This is a genomic window from Dermacoccus sp. Tok2021 (genome assembly GCF_019895135.1).
Lineage (GTDB): Bacteria > Actinomycetota > Actinomycetes > Actinomycetales > Dermatophilaceae > Dermacoccus > Dermacoccus abyssi.
Map to the genome: position 1 here is coordinate 100,635 of NZ_JAGTHU010000002.1, position 21,073 is coordinate 121,707.

Consider the following 21,073-nt stretch of genomic DNA (forward strand, 5'->3'; position numbering starts at 1 on the left):
GGATAAGTTAGGCGCATGGCCGACCCGAGCGAGAACGCAGCACGCGCCGACGTTTCGGTCGTCATCGCTTTCCACGAGGCTCACGCGACCTTGCCTCTCCAGCTGGAGGCCCTGTGCGCTCAGGTGGAGGCTCCGGCCTTCGACGTCGTCGTCGTCGACAACCGCTCGAGCCGGTCGCCCGAGTCGATCGTGGCCGAATGGCGTCGCAATGGCCTCGATGTGCGCGTCGTCGAGGCGCATCGTGCGCAGGGCACCTCCTATGCGCGCAACGTCGGGGTCTCGGCCACTGGGGGTGACGTGATCGTCTTCGTCGACGCCGACGACTGCGTCGGGCCGCACTTCCTTCGTTCGGCCGTCGACGCACTGCACACCGTCCCGGTCGTCGACGGTGTCGTGCGTCCTGTTCCCGCTGCCGAGTTCGACCGGGGACGAGAACACCTGTGGCATCTCTTGGACGCTGGCACCGACCCGGCCCTGACGATCGATGCCGCCGATCACGACTACCCGATTCTCATGGGCGGTGCGTGTGCGATGACCCGCCAGGTCTTCCTCGAGTTGGAGGGGTTCGACCAGACGTTCTTCCCCGGCGCTGAGGACAACGACCTCGCACTTCGCATCGTCCGCAGTGGTCGCGCGATCGCGCGCCACTCCGGCATGGTTCTGGCCGAGCGGCGACGGGCCTCCGACGGCGCCGCGTTCAAGCGTGCCTACGACGCCGGGCGCATGCACATCGCGCTGTGCGCGCGCCACGCGCTGTGGTCGGCGTCGCCACATCTGCGCGACCCCAACTGGTTCATCGACCTCTCGAAGATGCCGGTCCTCGCCGCCAGGGCTGCACTGCCGGGAACCGACGGTGAGGTCCGACGCGCGGTGGCCTCCCGCACCGGGCTGCGTCTCGGCCAGGCCGTCGGCATGCTGACCTTTCGCGTGCTCCGCCGACCGGTCACACCTCAGCTCGGCGTCGGCCTCGACGACGGTGTGAGCAGCCAGTAACGCTCTCGTGTCGGGAGATGCCTCGCGGCGAGCAGACGGCCGGCGGTGTCCATCACCGGCATCTGGGACGTGTATGCGCGCAGGCGGGCGAACTTGGCGTCCGTGTCGACCTGCTCGCTCCAGGGCGTGGAGACGAGGTCGCGACTGTCGCAGAGTTCTGCGACGGCGTCGTCCGCGGAGCCGTGCCACAGGTACGGCAACTCCTCGTAGAGCACGACCTGGGTGTCGGGGCGCTCCGCCGCGATGGCCAGGGCGAGGTCGCGCAGCGCGAGATGGTCGGGGTTCGGCGCCAGGCGGCCCCCAGCGGTCGCGCGGCGACGACGGAGCGTGTACTCGGCGTGCAGAGCCCGTCCCGCCAGGGCGAGAGGCAGTCGGCCAACCGTCCGCGCCGCTGACCTCACGAGGCGCGTCGCGCCGGCGCCGCGTGCCTGTGCCGTCCCCGCCGTCGTCGGCTCGAGGGGTGGGTGCTCCTCGCCGTTGCCGTTGCTGCCGACCGAGGCGGCGACACTCAAGCGTCTGCGGCCGCCGCGTCGCTGCAGACCAGCCCACGGAGCATCGGGCACCTCGACGCCGGCGCCGGCAGGCGCCAGGAGGACCGCGTCCCGCGCCTGCGTGTCCAGCCATTCCTCGATCTGGGCTCGAACCTCGCCCAGCTGCCTGGCTCGTACGTCGCGCTCGACGTACGCGCCGTCCCAGGCGTCGAGCCGGCGAACGCGCGCGGGCGTTCCCGCAAACGCTGCGATGTCCTCCGCAAGCCTGGCGGTCATCGTGGCGTCCGAGTCGGGGAAGCCGCACGCTACGTCCCAATCCGTCCTGCGCGGCGGATCGGGGCGACCGGCGAACACCGTCCACACGTCGCACGGGGGGCCGAGCGCGAAGGTGCTCGCGCTGAGAAGGGCATCGTCGAGGTGCGGCGAAAGAACGAGCGTCGGGGCCTCGGTGAGGACGTCTGGGCGCGACGGCGGCGAAATCACGCGTTCAGTATGCGGGTGCGGTCCGCGGCACGTCCGAACTGGGCGGTAGTGCCGACGTCCGTTGGGGCGTAGAATGCTGGGGTGACCCTGCAACACGAGGACTTGCACGAGTGGCGCAGGTGGTCCGATTCTCAGCGCCGCGTCGAACGCGGAATGCGACGCCTGAAAAATACTGCACGGCCATCCAACTTTTCGGCTGGTCTCGCGGCGCGCCTGTATCTCCCCGATGATCCGCGCGTGCTCGTCGTCCTCGACAAGTCGACCCCGAGTTATGACCACGCAATACGAGAGCCGTTGCGTTTCCTCAATCCCAGCACGACGGCATGTCTGGCCCCCGCGGGCATCGAGATCCCTGCGGCCTACGCGGGTGAGGACCTCGACTTCACGACTGCGGACATGCTGCCGAAGACGATTCGAGCCGTGGCCTCCCTCGGTGCGTACCTGCCCCTCAGCGAGCAGATCCAGACCTGGGCGCTCGAGCGAGATGTCCCGTTCTTCCTCGTTCAGCACGGCCTGCTCACGCCCTGGTCGCCACCAGCCTCTACGGGCGCTCGGGTTCTGGCGTGGTGCGACGCCGACGCCGAGGTGTGGACCCATCGGCGCCCCGACGTGACCGTCGACGTCGTCGGCTCCGAACTGCTCTGGCAGGCAGCGGCCGCACCGACCCTTGATGTCGAGGACGAACGTCCCGTCGTCCTGGGCCAGCTGCACGGCACCGAGTTGGGGCGGCGTGAGGCTCTCGCCACCTACCTTCGCTTTGCCCGCGAGGTCGAGAGCGACTACCGCCCGCACCCGAACGAGAAGGACCTCGTCTCGCGAGCGCTCCATCGCGTCATGCGCAAGCGCGGTGTTACGTTCGAGACGAGCGGGCTCCTGCTCGTCGAGATGCGACGCCCGGTCGTCTCGATCTTCTCGACGGGCACTCTCGAGGCCGCCACGCGCGGCCTCCCCGCCTGGGTGACGCACCCGAACCCACCGACGTGGGTGCGTGACTGCTGGGCACGATATGGCCTTGCACAGTGGGGGGAACCACCGACGACAGGCTGGCAGCAGCCGAAGGTGCAGCCGGCGGCTGCCGTTGCTGCAGCCTTGGAGGCCGTATGACCAACCCTCGTATCGCGATCGCGCACGACTACATCACCCAGCGCGGGGGAGCGGAGCGTGTCGTGCTCGCTCTCACACGGATGTTTCCCGACGCGGTCCTCTACACGACGCTCTACAACGCCGAGACGACGTATCCGGAGTTTCGTGACGTCACGATCGTCACGTCGCCCCTGAACCGCATCCGGTTCCTGCGCACTCACCACCGCGCGGCGCTGCCGTTGCTCGCGTGGGCATCGAGTCGCGTCCGCGTCGACGCGGACGTCCTCGTGGCCTCCTCGAGCGGTTGGGCGCACGGCTTCCGGAACACGGGGCAGAAGCTGGTCTACTGCCACTCGCCGGCCCGTTGGCTCTACCGCAGCGACGAGTACCTCGGTGCCGACGCCCATCGCTCCCTCATCGGGTGGATCCTTGCGGCTCTCACCCCGGCGCTGTTGCGGTGGGACAAGCGCGCCGCTGCCGGCGCTGATCGGTACCTGGCGAACTCGACGGTCATCGCGGAGCGAATCAAGAATGCCTACGGCTTCGACGCCGAGGTGGTCTTCCCGCCCTTCGGCGTGAGCCCGGACGGGCTGCTGGAGCCGCTTCCTGACATCGAGGAGTGGGTGGCCGACGGGTACTACCTGGTTGTCTCGCGCCTCATGCCCTACAAGAACCTCGACCAGGCCATCGAGGCCGTACGCGAACGTGACCACAAACTCCTCATCGTCGGCGCCGGGCCGCTCGACGCGCAGTTGCAGGCGCAGGCCCCCGACAACGTCCGCATCGTCTCCAACGTGGGAGACCGTCAGCTGCGCTGGGCCTACCGGCACGCGCGCGCGGTTATCGCGCCGTCCTTCGAGGACTTCGGGCTCACGCCCCTCGAAGCCGGGGTCTTCGGTAAGCCCGTCGCGGCGCTCCGCGCCGGCGGCTACCTCGACAGCGTCGTCGAAGGACGATCCGGGGTGTTCTTCGACGAAGCGCGTGCGGCCGACATCGCCAGAGCGCTCGACGAGATCGAGGCCCACGATTGGGACGCCGACGAGATCATCGACCATGCGGCCGGCTTCGGTGAGGCGCACTTCCACGCGAAGCTCGACGCCGTCATCGACGAGATGATGAACGAACGCGGGTAAGGCACGAGCTGAGACCGACATCCCGAGCCGGCACGGTTGGGCCGACAACAGGGGCCCTGAAACTGAAGGAGCGGACACCGGTTCGGTGTCCGCTCCCTCAATTCATGATGACGCTCGGCGCAGAACTGGTCACTCGCCGAGATCCGCTCGACGTCGGGCGCGGCGGGTGCGGGGCCCCTGGGGGCTGGGTGCCTCCCCGAACTCCCGAGCATGCGGAGCGACATTCGGCCCGGACGCCTCGGAGGCTCCCGCTCGGGAAGGGGCGCTCGGAGCGCGAACCGCAGTCGCGGGTGCAGGTGGCGTCGGGGCCTGAGGAGCAGGCTGCCTCAGACGTGCAGCGTCCTCCTTGCCCGGCAGATCCGCGGGCGATCGTCCCTCCGTCAGAGTCAGGTCGCGGACCTCGGGGGACGGGGTGGGCGCCGTGGCCGCCGAAGGATCCTCGCTGCTGCCGTAGCCGTAACCGTAAGTGGCGCCGCCGTAGTTGCCGGCGCCGTAGCCGTAGATCGTGCTGCCCATCTGCTTGGGCGGGGTCATGTTGAGGATGGAGCCGTAGTAGTGCGCGCCGACCTGCTCGAGAATCTTGGCGCACAGTCCGACCTGCTCGCGGTGCGTGCGGCCGTGCTGGTACACGACGGCGGCACCGTCGGCGGCGACGGCGAGGAGGCCGGCGTCGGTGACGGGTAGTAGCGGGGGAGCATCGAGCACGACGAAGTACTCCTCGCCCAGGGCTTCGATGACCGCGCTCATACGGCGCGAGCCGAGCAGTTCCGAGGGGTTCGGGGGCACGCGGCCGGAGGTGATCACGGCGAGGTTCTTGTGGTCGCCCTGCTGGATCGCCGATGCGAGCGGCGCCTGACCGGTGAGCACCTCGGTGAGACCGACGAGGTTCTCGAGCTCGAACGTCTCGTGGACGGTGGGACGACGAAGGTCGGTGTCGACGAGCACCACGCTCTGGCCGGCTGCGGAGAGCACGCGGGCCAGGTTGGCCGCGACCGTCGATTTGCCTTCGCCCTGCATCGCCGACGTGATGACGAGTGAGCGCGGCGGACGTTCGGTGGAGATGTACCGCAGGTTCGTGCGCAGCATGCGGAACGCCTCGGCGGTCGTGCCGAGTTCACCGAGACCACCGCGACGCTTCGACTGGAGCGACGGCGCCTTCGGGATGACACCGAGCACACCGGAGCCCGTGAGCTTCTCGACCTCGCTCGTGTGGCGGATGCGCGAGTCGAGTTGCTTGCGCAGAACGACGAGGACGATCCCTGCGAGCAGACCGATGGCAGCGCCTGCCATGAGGTTACGCTTCCAGTTCGGTGACGACGGGGCGGAGGGGCGGGCCGCCGCGGTCAGGGGGAAGACGCGGTAGACCGATGTCTTGGCCTCCGTGCCGACCGTCTCGAGGTACTTGGCCTCGTCGGCGAGCGCTGTGCGTGCCAGGTCGGCGGCGCGTTGAGCCTTGGCGGGCGTCGCCGCCGACGCGGTCAAGGTGAGGGTCGCAGACCCCTCGCTGGAGGCTCCGACCACCGAGAACTCGCCGGCGCGCAGGCTGCCCTTCGACTCCTCGGCGATGCGGTTCGCCACACCCGAACTGCTCGCGAGCTGTGCGTAGTAGCCGGCGCGGCCCGTCGACAGCTGCTGCGACAGCACGGCGGAATTGGCGTCGATCGAGTTTCCCGCGATGACCTGTGCCGTTGAGCTGGCGGAATAGAGCGTCGGGCGCGTCAGGGTGTAACCCGCAGCGAGCAGCGTGCCGATCAAGGCAGCGAGAACGAGCAGTTTGAGGTTGGCGCGCATGATGCGCACGAGATCAAGGGCAGTCACACGAGCTCCTGGTGCCGCGGGCGCTGCCGCCGGCGAGGTGAAGAGTCATACATACCCGCTCAGGATAAACGGGTTGAACCGCCGCTGAGGCCGCCGTCCAGCCGCACGAAGTGCGGCGCCACGTAGCGGATCACTGGGCGACGATGAGTTGCCCGACCTTGTCGCTCACGAGACGACGAGCCTCGACGTCCAACTCGGCGTCCGTGACGAGGACGTCCACCTGGTCGAGCGAACCGACGGTGCACAGGCCGATCACGCCCCACTTCGAGTGGTCGGCCACGACGATGATGCGCTTGGCCGCCGCGATGAGCAGGCGGTTCGTCTCGGCTTCGAGGAGGTTCGGGGTGGTGAGGCCGGCGTCGAGATCGATGCCGTGGATGCCGAGGATGAGGGTGTCGACGTGCATGTCCGCCAGCACTCGGTTGGCCACGGGGCCGGCGAGAGCATCCGAGGGAGTACGCACACCGCCGGTGAGAACGACGGTCTGGTCCTCACGCGAGGGGTCGTAGAGGAGCTCGGCGACCCGAGGCGAGTTCGTCACGACGGTGAGTCGTTTGACCGGGCGCAGCTCGACGGCGACGGCATAGGCGGTCGTTCCGGCGCTCACCGCGACGGTCTGCCCGTGGCCGATGAGGCTCGCCGCAGTGCGGGCGATCTCGGACTTCTGGACGGGATTCATCGCCGACTTCACGGAGAAGCCCGGTTCGTCGATCGTGTGGTCACCGATCGCGGTGGCGCCGCCGTGCACCTTGAGGACGAGGCCCTTGCCGGCGAGGAACTCGATGTCGCGGCGCACCGTCATGTCGGAGACACCGAGCTTCTCGACGAGTTCACTGACGCGGACGCCACCGTCGTCCTCAATGCCGCGCAGGATGGCTTCTTGGCGTTGGCGTGCCAGCATGCGACCTCCTCGTGCCCCTGGAACCGGGGGTGACCCAACAGATCCCAACATAGTCGAACGCCCGGCGATCCGCCCGCACACCGTTGCCGACACTGCTCGGATGCGACAGCGCTCACGGCGAGTGTCAGAATGGCGCCATGTCCGAGAACACCTCGCCCCTCGTGGCGGGCCAGGAACGCCCGCACATCCTGTCCGGAATGCAGCCCACGTCAGATTCGCTGCACCTCGGTAACTACCTCGGGGCGCAGGTCAACTGGGTGACGTTGCAGCAGAACTACACGCCGTACTTCTGTGTCGTCGATCTGCACGCGCTCGAGGCCGGCCCCGAGCCCGCCAAGCTGCGTGAGCGCAGCTACGCCACAGCCGCTCAGTTCCTCGCCGGGGGAGTCGACCCTGAGCGCTCGGCGGTCTTCATCCAGAGTCACGTGCGCGAACACGCCGAACTGGCGTGGGTGATGAACTGCATCACCGGGTACGGCGAGGCGGCCCGCATGACGCAGTTCAAGGACAAGATGGCCAAGCGGGGGCAGGACAAGATCTCCGTCGGTCTGCTCACCTACCCCATGCTCATGGCTGCCGACATCCTGCTGTACGACGCCCAGGCCGTGCCGGTCGGTGAGGACCAGCGTCAGCACCTCGAGCTCACCCGCAACCTCGCGCAGCGCTTCAACTCGCGCTTCGGTGAGACCTTCGTCGTGCCGGAGCCGTACATCCCCGAGGGCACGGCCAAGGTGATGTCGCTGCAGGATCCGACGAAGAAGATGAGCAAGTCGGACGAGGACCCCAAGGCCTCGATCAGCATGCTCGACGAGCCCAAGGTCAACCTCAAGAAGATCAACTCCGCGGTGACCGACCTCGACAACAACGTCGCGTTCGACCCGGAGAACAAGCCGGGCATCGCCAACCTCCTGCGCATCCACTCGGCGCTCTCGGGCGAGAGCATCGACGTCCTCGTCGAGCGCTTCGCCGGTGAGAACAAGTACGGCGCACTCAAGGGTGAGGTCGCCGACGTGGTCACGTCGGTGCAGGGCCCGTTCCGCGAGCGTTACCTCACGTACATGGATGACCGGGCGGAGCTCGACCGTGTGCTCGCGCAGGGCGCCGAGCGCGCACGTGAGGTTGCCTCGGCCACGCTCGCCAGGGCGTACGACGCAGTCGGGCTCGTCCCGGCAGCCCGCTGAGGAGCGAGGTCGTGAAGACCGTCGGCGTCTCGATCGCCGTCCCGGAGCCGTACTTCTCGGCGCTGCAGCAGATGCGCCGGGACGTTGGCGACCCGCAGGCCGACGCAGTCCCGCCGCACGTCACGCTCATGCCCCCGACGGACCTGGGGGAGCAGGGCGAAACGACCCTCGAGGCGCTCTCGGCCCACCTGCGTGACGTGGCTGCGCGCACCGAGCCGTTCGAGATGATCCTTCGTGGCACGGGCACGTTCCGGCCCGTCTCCCCGGTGGTCTTCGTCCAACTCGCGCAGGGCGTCAGCAGTTGCGAGCTGCTCGAAGCCGCAGTGCGCAGCGGCCCTGTCGAGCGTCCACTCGAGTTCCGCTACCACCCGCACGTCACGATCGCCCACCACCTCGACGAGGACGCCCTGGACCGGGCGTTCGAGGAGAACAAGCACTTCGAAGCGAGCTTCGTCGTCGACGCTTTCCACCTCTACCTGCAGGACGAGGACGGCGTGTGGGCCCCGGTGGAGCGATTCGCCCTCGAGGGCTGATCCACTCCCAGGGTTCTTTCAGCCTCTTCGTGGCTCACTCACCGATCAGTGGAATGGGTCACAATTTGCTTGCGGTGGGAACCCCGGCCGTCCCCGGCGTGTTTCAGGGGCGTAAAGTGCCCTGCGTGGCAACGAATACTCTCCCCGCGAAGCGGACCGGCAAGGCTGGGAGCACCATCTTCCTGAAGACCCTCATGGCGGGTTCGGGAATCTTCTTTGTGCTCTTCGTCCTCGGGCATATGTACGGCAACCTCAAGCTCCTTGCGGGCGAGAGCGCGTTCAACGAATACGCCCATCACCTGCGCACGATCGGTGAGCCGATGCTCCCGCACCGTGGCGCACTCATCCTCGCCGAGGTGCTCCTCGTGCTCGCGCTCGTCGCGCACGTGTACTCGGCTGTCAAGCTCTGGCAGCGCTCGGGCAAGGCCCGTTCGCAGCGGTACGCCGTGAAGAAGTCCGGCGTGGGCGGCATCGAGGGCATCTCCGCGCCGACGATGCGCTGGGGCGGGCTCTTCCTCCTGCTGTTCGTGGTCTTCCACCTCATCCAGTTCACCCTCCCCAAGGTGAACTTCGACGGTGGTACGACCGAGAACCCCTACCGACTCGTGCACGACAGCTTCCAGCTGTGGTGGGTCGCCCTCATCTACGTCCTCGCGATGGTGGCCCTCGGCATGCACGTCATGCACGGCTTCTGGAGCGCCTCGCAGACGCTGGGTTACACGAGCACCCCGTCGGCCCGCAGGAATGCCAAGACCATCGCCATCGCCCTCGCAGTGATCCTGGTCGTCGGCTTCCTCATTCCGCCGCTCGCCATCCTCTTCGGCATCATCTGAGCTAGGAGCACACGACAGACATGAGTACTCCCATGGATGAGCAGACTCAGACTGCTACCTCCGACCGTCGCAACGATGCCGCGGCCTTCTTCACCGAGGGCGCGCCGATCCGCGACACGAAGGCACCCGACGTCGACATCGCGCAGATGTGGACGCAGCACAAGTTCGCCAACAAGCTCGTCAACCCGGCCAACCGCCGCAAGCTGAACGTCATCATCGTCGGCACCGGCCTCGCCGGTGCGTCGGCCGCCGCCACGATGGGCGAGGCCGGCTACAACATCAAGACGTTCTTCTACCAGGACTCGGCCCGACGCGCGCACTCGATCGCCGCGCAGGGTGGTATCAACGCCGCGAAGAACTACAACGACGACGGCGACTCCACATACCGCCTCTTCTACGACACGGTCAAGGGCGGCGACTACCGCAGCCGCGAGACCAACGTCTACCGCCTCGCCGAGGTGAGCACGAACATCATCGACCAGTGCGTCGCGCAGGGTGTTCCGTTCGCTCGCGAGTACGGCGGCCTGCTCGACAACCGCTCGTTCGGTGGTGTGCAGGTGGCGCGTACCTTCTACGCCGCCGGCCAGACCGGCCAGCAGCTGCTCATCGGCGCCTACCAGGCCATGGAGCGCCAGGTCGCCAAGGGCACCGTCAAGGAGTACAAGCGCCACGAGATGCTCGAGGTCATCATCAAGGACGGCCGTGCGCGCGGCATCGTGGCGCGCGACATGGTCACCGGTGAGATCGAGACGCACCTGGCCGACGTCGTCGTGCTCGCCACCGGTGGTTACGGCAACGTGTTCTTCCTGTCGACCAACGCGATGGGCTGCAACATCACGGCTCCGTGGCGCGCGCACCGCAAGGGCGCCTACTTCGGCAACCCCTGCTACACGCAGATCCACCCCACCTGCATCCCCGTCTCCGGCGACCACCAGTCGAAGCTGACGCTGATGTCGGAGTCGCTGCGTAACGACGGTCGCATCTGGGTGCCGAAGAACGAGGCCGACTGCGACAAGGACCCGCGCGACATCCCCGAGGACGCGCGCGACTACTACCTCGAGCGCATCTACCCGGCCTTCGGAAACCTCGTGCCGCGTGACATCGCCTCCCGTCAGGCGAAGAACATGTGCGACGAGGGCCGCGGCGTCGGCCCGCTCGTCGACGAGGTCGACGAGCACGGCAACAAGCGTCAGATGCGACGCGGTGTCTACCTCGACTTCACGGCCGCCATGGAGCGCATGGGTGAGGCCGCCGTCAAGGAGAAGTACGGCAACCTGTTCGACATGTACGCGCGTATCACGGGTGAGGACCCGTACAAGACGCCGATGCGTATCTACCCGGCCGTGCACTACACGATGGGTGGCCTGTGGGTCGACTACGACCTGCAGACGTCGATCACCGGCCTGTACTGCACGGGTGAGGCGAACTTCTCCGACCACGGTGCCAACCGTCTCGGTGCGAGCTCGCTCATGCAGTGCCTCGCGGACGGCTACTTCGTCCTGCCGAACACGATCCGCAACTACCTCGCCGACGGCCCGTTCGAGCCGATCACGGACGACGACCCGGCCGTGCTCGAGGCACGTCGCGCCGTCGAGGACCGCATCCAGAAGTTCCTCTCCATCAACGGTGAGCGCACGGTCGACAGCTTCCACAAGGAGCTCGGTCGCATCATGTGGGAGTACTGCGGCATGGAGCGCACGGAGGAGGGCCTGACGAAGGCCATCGGCCTCATCCGTGACCTCAAGAAGGAGTTCTGGAGCAACGTCAAGGTGCTCGGCGCCGCCGACACCCTCAACCAGTCGCTCGAGAAGGCCGGGCGTGTGGCCGACTTCATCGAGCTGGGCGAACTCATGTGCATCGACGCGCTGCACCGCCGCGAATCCTGTGGTGGTCACTTCCGCGCGGAGAGCCAGACCGAGGACGGAGAGGCGCTGCGTCACGACGACGAGTTCGCCTACGTCGCGGCCTGGGAGTACGCGGGCATGAACGGAGACGACTCCGACGGTGCCCCGCAGCACCCCGTCCTGCACAAGGAAGACCTCGTCTACAAGTTCATCGAACTGAAGCAGCGGAGCTACAAGTGAACCTCACTCTCAAGATCTGGCGTCAGGACAACGCAGCTGCCGCCGGGCGTTTCGAGACCTACAAGGTCTCCGACATCAGCGAGGACATGTCGTTCCTCGAGATGCTCGACGTGCTCAACGAGCAGCTGCAGGCCGAGAACAAGGAGCCGATCGCGTTCGACTCCGACTGCCGCGAAGGCATCTGTGGCACGTGCGGAATGATGATCTCCGGCATGGCCCACGGCCCCGAGGTCACCACCACGTGCCAGCTGCACATGCGGTCGTTCAGTGACGGTGAGGAGATCACCATCGAGCCGTGGCGCGCGGACGCGTTCCCGGTCGTGCGTGACCTCGTCGTCGACCGCAGCGCCTTCGACCGCATCATTCAGGCCGGTGGTTACATCTCGGTCAACACGGGTGCGGCCCCCGAGGCGCACTCCGTGCCCGTGCCGAAGCCGCAGGCCGACCGCGCGTTCGACACCGCGAAGTGCATCGGCTGTGGCGCGTGCGTCGCGGCCTGCCCGAACGCATCGGGAATGCTCTTCATGGGTGCCAAGATCACGCACCTGGGCGAGCTGCCGCAGGGCCAGCCCGAGCGCGACGCCCGCGTCGTGTCGATGGTCAACCAGCACGACCACGAGGGCTTCGGCGGTTGCACGAACATCGGCGAGTGCGCCGCGGCGTGCCCGAAGGAGATCCCGCTCGACGTCATCAGCCAGCTGAACAAGGACTTCCGTTCGGCCAAGGTTCGTCACTGACGTCCTTGGACCCCTCGTCTAAGGCCCCTACCGCGATGCCGGTGGGGGCCTTCGACGATTTAGGCCACAGTTCCCGGCGGCCGCGTATCGTATTGGTTCGTGTCCATAGATGATCGCGACGCGGAGCCGATTGGCCGACAGGTTGGTTTGCGTTCGCGGCAGGGGCTCCCGAGATGTCTTGTTGTTGTAACGCTTGTGCTTGCTGTTGGATTTCTTGTTGCACCCAGGCTCGTGGGCTGGCAGCTCCTGCACGTGCACAAGGAGGACGGCTATATCTTCCTCGCCGATGGGCTCCATCTCGGTTGGAAAGCGGTGTTCGAGCGATACACGGGCTACCTGCATGTCTTGCCGCGGCTCCTTGCGGCCATTGCTCTCCAGTTTCCGGCTGCCGCCTATCCGATCGTCGTCGGGCTCCTCGTTGCTCTCGTCCGGGTGTGGATGGCCTGCTTGACCTATTGGGTGCTTCGCTCCCGAGGCATTCCCGTACGGATGTCTGCTGCGATGGCGTCTTTGTTCGTCATCGTTCCGGCCGGATCCCACGAGGTTTTGGGCAATCTCACCAATGTGCGGTGGTTCGGCGACGCGATGGTGGTTGTCCTGTTCGTCGGTCGGTTGAGCGGTGCCCGAGCTTTCGCCGGGGCACTCACAGCGGCGTTGTGTGCACTCAGCGATCCCCTTGCCATCACAATGGCGCCGTTTGCGCTGGTTGCGTTGTGGAGGGGGCGTAGACCAGCTCGTGCTGTGCCGGCATCGGCACTCGCAGCTGCTGGTTGCACTTTGCGATGCTTGAGTCGACGGCCCGGTCCAGCTTCCTTGGGGCTTGGCTGTCGATGCCCGTGGAGTTCCTCTCGCAGCTCCTCGTGCGTGGAGTCATGGCGAGCCAGTACGGCGTCATTGGAACGCAGGTGATGTCCAAGCTCGTGGCATTCCCTCTTGTCCTAGTCGCGGCAATTCTTCCGCTTTACTTGCTGTGGCGTGGAGGGGACCGGTTGGTGGCCCAGTTCCTCGGAGCGGGGTTGTATCTGCTTCTCGGGGCTTTGGCATTCGCTGAGCCATCGTTGCACCTCGTGGATAGGTGGTGGGCCGTCGGTCAGCCCTCTCGGTGTTCGCTTGCGCCGGCGGTTCTACTTGGTATGGCAGGCATGCGGGCAGGCGGGCGCTTGCTCGCCGGATCGGGGCGCCGAATCGCCGTTCTTGCAGCCGTCGCCTTCGTCGGAGCCTTCGGGATGAGCCTTCGAGGTGACCACCGCAACGTGGAGGGAAGCGACTGGCCGACGACGGTCGAGCGGGCTAAGCAGGCTTGCCAGTTTGGCGGCGGTGACAAGGTGACCGTCGAGTTCACACCACAGACAGCAGAGAAGGAGTGGTCATCAGCATTGCCGTGTGACTGGCTCGAGGGCCGGACGTAGGACGAGCATGCGGGCGGCAAATCGCGTCGCCGACGCCACCTGTCGAGATATGGGGCGTGGGCCGGTGGCTACGAGTGCGACAGATCCGACTAGTTCGGCACGAATAGGATGTCCGAGTGGAACAGCCCTGTGGTGAGCCCTTGATCAGTGTCCTTACCGTGACCTACAACGGGCGCCCCTACCTCCCCAGCCTCCTGGCGTCGCTGGCATCCCAGGAGAGCGATTTTCCCTGGGAGTACGTCGTCGTGGACAACGGATCGACCGATGACACCGTTGAGTATCTCCGTGAGGCCTCGACGTCCTTCCCGACGCGGTTGACGGTTGTGGATGGTAGTGCCAAGCCCGGAAACATTCCCTATGTTCGCAACCTGGCTGCCGACGAAGCGCGCGCGGATCGCTTGGTCTACTGCGATCAGGATGACATCGTGCAGCCTGGATGGCTGAACGCAGCAGCCTCTGGGCTGTCCGAGCACGGAGCGCTGATGGGGTTGATTCGCGAGCTCGTCCCGGCGGGCACGGCAGAAGCGGAACCACGCGTAATGAATCCCACGGTTTACTCAGACCTCCCCATCGTGGAGTCCTGCAATTTTGCAGTTCGTCGTAGTGTGCTCGAATCGGTTGGTGGATTCGACGAGGACCTGGCCGGGTATGGAATGGATGACTCCGAACTCTCGATACGTCTGCGGAAGTCCGGCTACCGAATCGTCGGATGCCCAGAGATGGTTATCCATGCACGTGGGACTGCAAGCCCGACCAAGCGTTTTCGCAAGGTTTTCAGTTCTGCGCAGACCGAGATTCTCGTCTGGTCGAAGCATCCGGATGTCTTTCCGGGGCGGCTCTCTTGGAGGTACTTCCGGCGTGAGCTCGTTTTCAACCTTCGGAGTGGACTTCTGGGTGCCCTGAAGCGGGGTGGTGTGTCGCGTTCTGCTGGAGCTCGTGCCGTCGTGACGTCCTTGGCTCATGCCAAGGCGTTGGGGATGTTGAGTCTCGGGCGCCCGATTCGTCGTTGAGCATCGGCCCGCTCGAGGCTAGGCGGATCTCGCCCAGACCGGTAACAGCCCAGTTGGCCCCCCATGGGCAGTCCTAGGGTCAGGCCGCGCGGGCCCACGCGGGGCGGGTGACGTGGTCGTAGTAGTCGAGCAGCTTGTTCGTCGTGCCGGCCCACGAGCGGTCGGCGACCTTGCGGACCGCGGAGGCGCCCATGCGCTCGCGCATCGCCTCGTCGGCGACGAGCGAGCCGACGCTGCGGCGCAGCGCGCCGGGCGTGCTCGGGTCGAAGAGTAGGCCGGTCACACCGGGCTTGACGATGTCGAGCGGCCCGCCGGCCGCCGGTGCCACCACGGGCAGCCCGCTCGCCATCGCCTCCTGCAGCGTCTGACCGAAGGTTTCCTTCGTGCCGGTGTGGACGAAGACGTCGAAGCTCGCGTAGCTGCGCGCCAACGTCGCACCCTCCTGGCGGCCGAGGAAGTGTGCGTTCGGCAGGAGGCGCTCGAGGTCGTCGCGATCCGGGCCCTCGCCGACGATCGCGATGCTGATGTCAGGAAGGTCGGCGATCTCCTCGAGGCGGTGCAGTTCCTTCTCCGGCGCGAGTCGACCCACGTAACCCACGATTACCTCGCCGTTGGGCGCGAGTCGTTCACGCAGGGCGAGCACCTGGGGGTCGGTCTTGAGCGTGGCGTCGAACTGCGTCGTGTCGACCCCGCGACCCCACAGGGCAACGCGCGGTACGCCGTGTTCTGCCAACTCGGCAGTGGCTGCGCTGCTCGGCGCGAGCGTCAGATCCGCCAACGAGTGGAGGTGACGCACCCAGCGCCACGACGTGCGGTGCGCGAAGTCGCCCAGCACGCCACCGTGCTGGGCGACGTAGCTCGGCATGTCCGTCTGGTAGATCGCCACACTCGGGATCGCGAGGTTGCGTGCAGCGGCGAGCGCGCGGGCGCCGAGCCCGAACGGCGAGGCGGCGTGAACGACATCAGGTGCGAACTGCAGCAGGATCTGCTCGAGTTGCTTCGTCGGCAAGCCCACGCGGAACGCGCGGACGGTGACGCTCGGCACCGTCTTCACGGCGAACCCGAGATAGTTCGACGGCGCAGGGCCGGGGCACACGACGAGCACCTCGTGGCCACCCTGAGCAGCGAGGCAGTCGAGCACCCGGCAGACACTCGTGGTGACGCCGTTGAGGGTGGGAAGGAACGACTCGGTCACGATGGCGATGCGCACATGCTCATGACAGCCCTGTGACGTGGCGCGTGCTTGGCGAAGGGATGAACGATGAGCGCACCGGAAGGTGATCGGCACGTGAACCCGCCTGAGCTCATCGGTAGGCCTGAAGCGGGGTTCTATGCCGAGTCCATTACCGTTAGGCCCATGCACGAAGCGCAGCACGGTCCGATTCCAGGTTTCTGGGGCGTCATTCCTGCCGGGGGCTCCGGCACGCGCCTGTGGCCCCTCTCGCGGGCCAACTCGCCCAAGTTCCTGCACGACCTCACGGGCTCGGGTCGCTCGCTCCTTCAGGGCACGGTCGACCGCCTCAAGCCGCTGTGCGGCAACAACCTGCTCATCGTGACCGGTGCGGCGCACGCCGAGGCCGTGCGCGAGCAACTCAGCGAACTCGGTGACGACGACCTGCTCGTCGAGCCCAGCCCGCGCGAATCGATGCCCGCCATCGGGCTCGCCGCGGCCATCCTCGCCCAGCGCGACCCCGACGCGGTTCTCGGCTCGTTCGCCGCCGACCAGGTCGTCGGCGGCACCGACATCTTCGAGGCCACCGTGCGCCAAGCCGTGGAGGTGGCGCGCCACGACTACCTCGTCACGGTCGCCATCAAGCCCACCTACCCGTCCACCGGATTCGGCTACATCCGGGCGGGCGCCAACCTGCGCATCGAAGGCGCCCCCGACGCGACGATCGTCAAGGCCTTCGTCGAGAAGCCAGACGGCCCCACCGCGCAGGCGTACGTCGCCGTCGGAGAGTACTCCTGGAACGCCGGCATGTTCGTGGTCAAGGCAGCGACGCTCATGCAGATGATCGAGGATTACCAGCCCCGCCTGGCCGAGTACCTGCGGATCATCGCCGCCAACCCCTTCCGCCTCGCCGAACTGTGGCCGCGCCTGACGAAGATCGCCATCGACAACGCCATCGCCGAGCCCGCCGCCGTCGACGGTCGCGTTGCCACCGTTCCGGGAGATTTCTCCTGGGACGATGTCGGCGACTTCGCGTCCCTCGCGTCGCTGCTCGTCGAATCGGCGGAGGCGCCCGGCGTCAAGGTGCTCGGTGAGAGCGAACTCGTCGTCATGCAGGACGCGACGGGCGTCGTGGCTCCACGCTCCGGTCGAACCGTCGTCGCCATGGGCCTCGAGGACATCGTCGTCGTCGACACCGTCGACGCCGTGCTCGTCACCACCCGCGAGCGGGCGCAGGACGTCAAGCAGGTCGTCGAACAGCTCAAGCTGACGGGCCGCGAAGACCTCACCTGATCCACCGAGTGGAGCCACACGCGGCCGTTCGGGGACAATGAACGTATGAACTTTGATCTCGACGCCGTCCGCCGAGCGACCCTCACCCACGGGTACGAGCGCGCCATGCGCCCGGCCCTGTTCCGCATCGGCGGGGGAGATGCCGAGGCCGCACACCACGCGACCCTCCAGGCGATGGCGCAGTTCGGTTCGCTGCCCGCCGCCGGGCTCATCGCCGACGTCGTCGGAGCAGCCCTCGGCGCACCCGACGACGCCGTGACGATCGCGGGGATCCGCTTTCCGGGCCGCGTCGGCCTCGCCGCCGGCGTCGACAAGGACGGCGTCGCCGTCACCTCCTGGGGCGCGCTGGGCTTCGGCCACGTCGAGGTCGGCACCGTCACCGCCGAGGCGCAACCGGGCAACCCGCAGCCGCGCCTGTTCCGCCTCAAGGCCAGTCACGGCCTCATCAACCGCATGGGGTTCAACAACGACGGCTCCCAGGCGCTCGCGGCCACACTGCGTCGCGCACGTTCGAGCGGCAACCTCTCCATTCCCGTCGGCGTCAGCCTCGGCAAGACGAAGACGACGCCCGTCGAGGAAGCCACACGCGACTACCTCACGTCGCTCGGGCGTCTCAGCGGCCTGGCCGACTACTTCGCCGTCAATGTCTCCAGCCCCAACACGCCCGGCCTGCGGACCCTGCAGGACAAGGCGCCGCTTCTCGAACTGCTCCAGTCGATCACGGCGCGCGAGCGCAACCTCGCGGCCGAACGCGGCGCGCGTCCCACGCCCGTCTTCGTCAAGATCGCCCCCGACCTCACCGAGGAAGCCCTCGAGGACGTGCTCGAGGTGGCCCACGGCTCGGGTGTCTCCGGCCTCATTGCGACGAACACGACGCTCGCGCGTGACGGCCTCGCCCGCGCCGACCTCACCCTTGCGTCCGAGGCCGGCGGTCTCTCGGGCGCCCCGCTGACGCGTCGCGCCCGCGAGGTCGTCGGGTTCCTCGCGAGCCGCACTCAGCTGCCCATCATCGGGGTCGGCGGCATCATGTCCGCCGACGACGGTCTCGCGCTCATGGACTCCGGCGCCGACCTGCTCCAGGTCTACAGCGGCTTCATCTACAAGGGGCCGGGCCTCGTGCGTGATCTCAACGAAGCCCTGCGCACGCGAGCCCGCCGCGGCTGAACCTTCCACAGGGCCAATCGCTTCGGCACCCTCGCGCCCGGTCCGCCGGATAAGGTGCGGCTATGAGTGGCGCAACGGATCGCAGTCGGATGACGGAGTCGGGGCTCGGGCTCAAGCCCGTGTACACGGCGAACGATCTTTCGGGGTTCAACGCCGACGAACGACTCGGCAATCCGGGGGAGTACCCGTTCACCCGCGGCGTGTACCCCTCGATGTACACCGGTCGCCCCTGGACGATGCGCCAGTACGCCGGCTTCGGCACCGCCCGGGAGAGCAACCAGCGCTACCACGAGCTCGTCGCCAACGGCACCGGCGGCCTCTCCGTCGCCTTCGACCTGCCGACCCAGATGGGCTACGACTCGGACGCCGCCCTCGCGCACGGTGAGGTCGGCAAGGTCGGCGTCGCCATCGACTCGCTCGACGACATGCTCGTTCTCTTCGACGGCCTGCCGCTCGACGAGGTCTCCACCTCGATGACGATCAACGCGCCCGCCTCGAGCCTGCTGCTCATGTACCAGCTCGCCGCAGAACGTCAGGGCATCCCGGGAGCCAAGCTCACCGGAACGATCCAGAACGACGTGCTCAAGGAGTACATCGCGCGCGGCACGTACATCTACCCGCCGGCCGAATCCCTGCGCCTCATCTCGAACATCTTCGAGTACTGCCACAAGGAGATTCCGCGCTGGAACACGATCTCCATCTCGGGATACCACATGGCCGAGGCGGGAGCGACGCCCGCGCAGGAGATCGCCTTCACCCTGGCCAACGCCAAGGAGTACGTGCGCGCCGCGCTCGCGGCCGGCCTCGACGTCGACGACTTCGCCCCGCGCCTGTCGTTCTTCTTCGTCGCCCGCACGACGCTGCTCGAGGAGGTCGCCAAGTTCCGCGCGGCCAGGCGCCTGTGGGCGCGCATCATGCGCGAGGAGTTCGGTTCGAAGAACCCGAAGTCGCAGATGCTGCGCTTCCACACCCAAACGGCAGGCGTGCAGCTCACCGCGCAGCAGCCCGAGGTCAACCTCGTGCGCGTCGCGCTGCAGGGCCTCGGCGCCGTGCTCGGCGGTACGCAGAGCCTGCACACCAACTCCTACGACGAGGCCATCGCTCTGCCCACGGCCAAGGCGGCCCGCCTCGCCCTGCGCACCCAGCAGATCCTTGCGTTCGAGACCGACGTGACGAAGACCGTCGACCCGTTCGCAGGCAGTTACGTCGTCGAGTCGATGACGAACGACCTCGAGGAGGAGGCGCTCGCGCTCATCCAGGCCGTCGAGGACAAGGGCGGCGCCGTCAAGGCCATCGAAGAGGGCTTCCAGAAGACCGAGATCGAGAAGAGCGCCTACGACGTGGCGCTGCAGATCGACCACGGCGAGCGCGTCGTCGTCGGCGTCAACCGCTACCAGCTCGACGAGGAGGAGCCCTACGAGCCCCTTCGCGTCGACCCGTCCATCGAAGCCGAGCAGTGCGAGCGGCTTGCGCAGCTGCGCAAGAACCGTGACCAGAGCGTCGTCGACGCAGCCCTCGAGAAGATGCAGAAGGCCGCGCAGGGCAACGACAACGTCCTGTGGCCCATGCGTGACGCCCACGTCGCCGGCGCCACGGGTGGCGAGGTCAGCGATGCTCTGCGCGAGGTCTGGGGCAAGTACGTCCCGCAGGATGTGTTCTGAGCCGGTGCTGATCCGCTCGTTCGACGACACGAGGAGATGGTGGCGCTGAGTCGCCCGAAACTGCCACAGGCAGGGCTCGGTCAGCGCATCGCCACCATCGCGTTGTTGCTGCTTGCCCTCATTGCCGCCATCGCGTTGCTCTCGCGTGGCTCGGATGACGGCCGATCGTCCGGGCCCGTGCCCTCGCCGTTCACAGCGCAGAGCTACGGCAGCGACACTTTCGCCTCGGGCGGGTCGGACGGCTCGAGTTCTTCACCCTCGTCGTCGCAGGCGAGGGGTGGGGAGGACGGCCTCGCCACCGTGCGTCTGTCGCAACTGCCGCGTCAGGCTCGAGAGACGGTGGCGCTCATCGACGACGGTGGGCCCTACCCCTACCGCCGTGACGGCGTCGTCTTCGGCAATCGCGAACGGATCCTTCCGCGCCAGGCGTCCGGCTGGTATCACGAGTACACGGTGAGCACCCCGGGCTCGTCCGACCGCGGGGCGCGCAGGATCGTCACGGGCAAGGACGGCACGATGTATTACACGGACGATCATTACGAGACGTTCAGGAGGGTCGTGCGATGACGACCGCAGCGGTGCGAGACCTCGTGACGGCGGGGCGTGGCGGCTGGGTGCCGCGCGGTCTCGTGGGCCCGACGGCCGACGAACTTCGAACGATCTGCGCCGACTCCGGGTGGGCGTTCGCCGAGGTGACGTTGAACGGCGTCGTCGACAAGAAGGGGCTGATGCGCACCCTCGCCCAACAGCTCGGCCTTCCCGATCACTTCGGGCACAACTGGGACGCGCTCGCGGACTGCCTCGCGGATCTGGCCCCCGAAGCGCCCGGCGTCGTCCTGCGCCTGCGCGGGTTGTGGCGCATTCCCGAGCCGCTCGTCGAGCCGCTCGTCGAGGTTCTCGACGAGCGCGTGGGCGCTGCCATCCATCGCGACGACCTCGAGGCCGGGCGGCCGATTGCGGGGGAGGGGTCGGACGACGGAGTTCCGCACGCTTCCGCGCCGCTGCTCATCGTGGCCGACCCACCTCTTCCGGTGCGTCGCTGAGCACTTATCACACGAAGGAATCCGGGCGGTGGATAACGGTTAGGTCACCACT

19 protein-coding genes are annotated in these 21,073 nt (G+C 67.3%); 15 read left to right on the forward strand and 4 right to left on the reverse strand.

Annotation, left to right across the window (positions count from 1 at the left end):
- Positions 1–15: 15 nt before the first annotated feature.
- Positions 16–993: a glycosyltransferase family 2 protein gene (locus tag K9D12_RS02490; RefSeq protein ID WP_223059396.1), complete on the forward strand. Its 978-nt coding sequence runs from the start codon at positions 16–18 to the stop codon at positions 991–993.
- Here K9D12_RS02490 and K9D12_RS02495 read toward each other — a convergent pair.
- Positions 951–1,967, reverse strand: coding sequence for a hypothetical protein (locus K9D12_RS02495; protein ID WP_223059397.1), 1,017 nt, complete (start codon positions 1,965–1,967; stop codon positions 951–953). The two genes, K9D12_RS02490 and K9D12_RS02495, sit on opposite strands and share 43 nt — an antisense overlap.
- Before the next feature lie 237 nt (positions 1,968–2,204).
- Between K9D12_RS02495 and K9D12_RS02500 the strand changes: the two genes are divergently transcribed.
- Positions 2,205–3,071, forward strand: a complete 867-nt coding sequence (locus K9D12_RS02500) for an RNA-binding protein (RefSeq protein ID WP_223059398.1) — start codon at positions 2,205–2,207, stop codon at positions 3,069–3,071.
- Positions 3,068–4,183 carry a glycosyltransferase gene (locus K9D12_RS02505; RefSeq protein WP_223059399.1) on the forward strand — a complete coding sequence of 372 codons (1,116 nt, stop codon included), beginning with the start codon at positions 3,068–3,070 and terminating at the stop codon, positions 4,181–4,183. Before K9D12_RS02500 ends, K9D12_RS02505 begins: the two co-directional genes overlap by 4 nt.
- A 129-nt stretch (positions 4,184–4,312) precedes the next feature.
- On the opposite strand, the gene K9D12_RS15185 is transcribed toward K9D12_RS02505, so the two are convergent.
- Both K9D12_RS15185 and K9D12_RS02515 read right to left on the reverse strand, forming a co-directional pair.
- Positions 4,313–6,001, reverse strand: a complete 1,689-nt coding sequence (locus tag K9D12_RS15185; RefSeq protein WP_223059400.1) for a polysaccharide biosynthesis tyrosine autokinase — start codon at positions 5,999–6,001, stop codon at positions 4,313–4,315.
- Positions 6,002–6,131: 130 nt separating this feature from the next.
- Positions 6,132–6,902 carry a DeoR/GlpR family DNA-binding transcription regulator gene (locus K9D12_RS02515; protein WP_047311836.1) on the reverse strand — a complete coding sequence of 257 codons (771 nt, stop codon included), beginning with the start codon at positions 6,900–6,902 and terminating at the stop codon, positions 6,132–6,134.
- Positions 6,903–7,039: 137 nt separating this feature from the next.
- On the opposite strand from K9D12_RS02515, the gene trpS reads away from it, so the two are divergent.
- The 7 genes from trpS to K9D12_RS02550 all read left to right on the forward strand — a co-directional run bounded on the left by trpS (position 7,040) and on the right by K9D12_RS02550 (position 14,689).
- A complete protein-coding gene (gene trpS, locus K9D12_RS02520; protein ID WP_223059401.1) occupies positions 7,040–8,083 on the forward strand; it encodes a tryptophan--tRNA ligase in 1,044 nt (347 codons plus the stop codon).
- Positions 8,084–8,094: 11 nt separating this feature from the next.
- Positions 8,095–8,616, forward strand: coding sequence for a 2'-5' RNA ligase family protein (locus K9D12_RS02525; RefSeq protein ID WP_129664646.1), 522 nt, complete (start codon positions 8,095–8,097; stop codon positions 8,614–8,616).
- A 125-nt stretch (positions 8,617–8,741) separates the two neighbouring features.
- The gene (locus K9D12_RS02530; protein WP_370633438.1) at positions 8,742–9,449 is read left to right on the forward strand and encodes a succinate dehydrogenase cytochrome b subunit; all 708 of its coding nucleotides are present in this window, start codon (positions 8,742–8,744) and stop codon (positions 9,447–9,449) included.
- A 32-nt stretch (positions 9,450–9,481) separates the two neighbouring features.
- Entirely contained in the window at positions 9,482–11,533 is a 2,052-nt protein-coding gene (locus K9D12_RS02535) for a fumarate reductase/succinate dehydrogenase flavoprotein subunit (RefSeq protein WP_223059403.1), read from the forward strand.
- Positions 11,530–12,270, forward strand: a complete 741-nt coding sequence (locus tag K9D12_RS02540; protein ID WP_223059404.1) for a succinate dehydrogenase/fumarate reductase iron-sulfur subunit — start codon at positions 11,530–11,532, stop codon at positions 12,268–12,270. The genes K9D12_RS02535 and K9D12_RS02540 overlap by 4 nt, the downstream gene beginning before the upstream one ends.
- A gap of 782 nt (positions 12,271–13,052) precedes the next feature.
- Positions 13,053–13,679 carry a hypothetical protein gene (locus K9D12_RS02545; RefSeq protein ID WP_223059405.1) on the forward strand — a complete coding sequence of 209 codons (627 nt, stop codon included), beginning with the start codon at positions 13,053–13,055 and terminating at the stop codon, positions 13,677–13,679.
- A 116-nt stretch (positions 13,680–13,795) separates the two neighbouring features.
- Positions 13,796–14,689 (forward strand): glycosyltransferase family 2 protein, encoded by an 894-nt coding sequence (locus tag K9D12_RS02550; RefSeq protein WP_370633439.1) that lies wholly within the window; start codon positions 13,796–13,798, stop codon positions 14,687–14,689.
- Positions 14,690–14,768: 79 nt separating this feature from the next.
- Here K9D12_RS02550 and K9D12_RS02555 read toward each other — a convergent pair whose 3' ends face one another.
- A complete protein-coding gene (locus K9D12_RS02555; RefSeq protein ID WP_370633440.1) occupies positions 14,769–15,884 on the reverse strand; it encodes a glycosyltransferase family 4 protein in 1,116 nt (371 codons plus the stop codon).
- Positions 15,885–16,046: 162 nt separating this feature from the next.
- Between K9D12_RS02555 and K9D12_RS02560 the strand changes: the two genes are divergently transcribed.
- The 5 genes from K9D12_RS02560 (at position 16,047) to K9D12_RS02580 (ending at position 21,021) form a co-directional block, all read left to right on the forward strand.
- Positions 16,047–17,153, forward strand: a complete 1,107-nt coding sequence (locus K9D12_RS02560; RefSeq protein ID WP_047311846.1) for a mannose-1-phosphate guanylyltransferase — start codon at positions 16,047–16,049, stop codon at positions 17,151–17,153.
- Between the two features lie 45 nt (positions 17,154–17,198).
- Entirely contained in the window at positions 17,199–18,317 is a 1,119-nt protein-coding gene (locus K9D12_RS02565) for a quinone-dependent dihydroorotate dehydrogenase (RefSeq protein WP_047311847.1), read from the forward strand.
- 62 nt (positions 18,318–18,379) lie between these two features.
- Positions 18,380–19,978: a methylmalonyl-CoA mutase gene (locus tag K9D12_RS02570; protein ID WP_047311848.1), complete on the forward strand. Its 1,599-nt coding sequence runs from the start codon at positions 18,380–18,382 to the stop codon at positions 19,976–19,978.
- Positions 19,979–20,014: 36 nt separating this feature from the next.
- A complete protein-coding gene (locus K9D12_RS02575; RefSeq protein ID WP_082128811.1) occupies positions 20,015–20,545 on the forward strand; it encodes a ribonuclease domain-containing protein in 531 nt (176 codons plus the stop codon).
- Complete coding sequence (locus K9D12_RS02580) at positions 20,542–21,021, forward strand: barstar family protein (protein WP_052947017.1); 480 nt, start codon at positions 20,542–20,544, stop codon at positions 21,019–21,021. The genes K9D12_RS02575 and K9D12_RS02580 overlap by 4 nt, the downstream gene beginning before the upstream one ends.
- Positions 21,022–21,073: the final 52 nt, after the last annotated feature.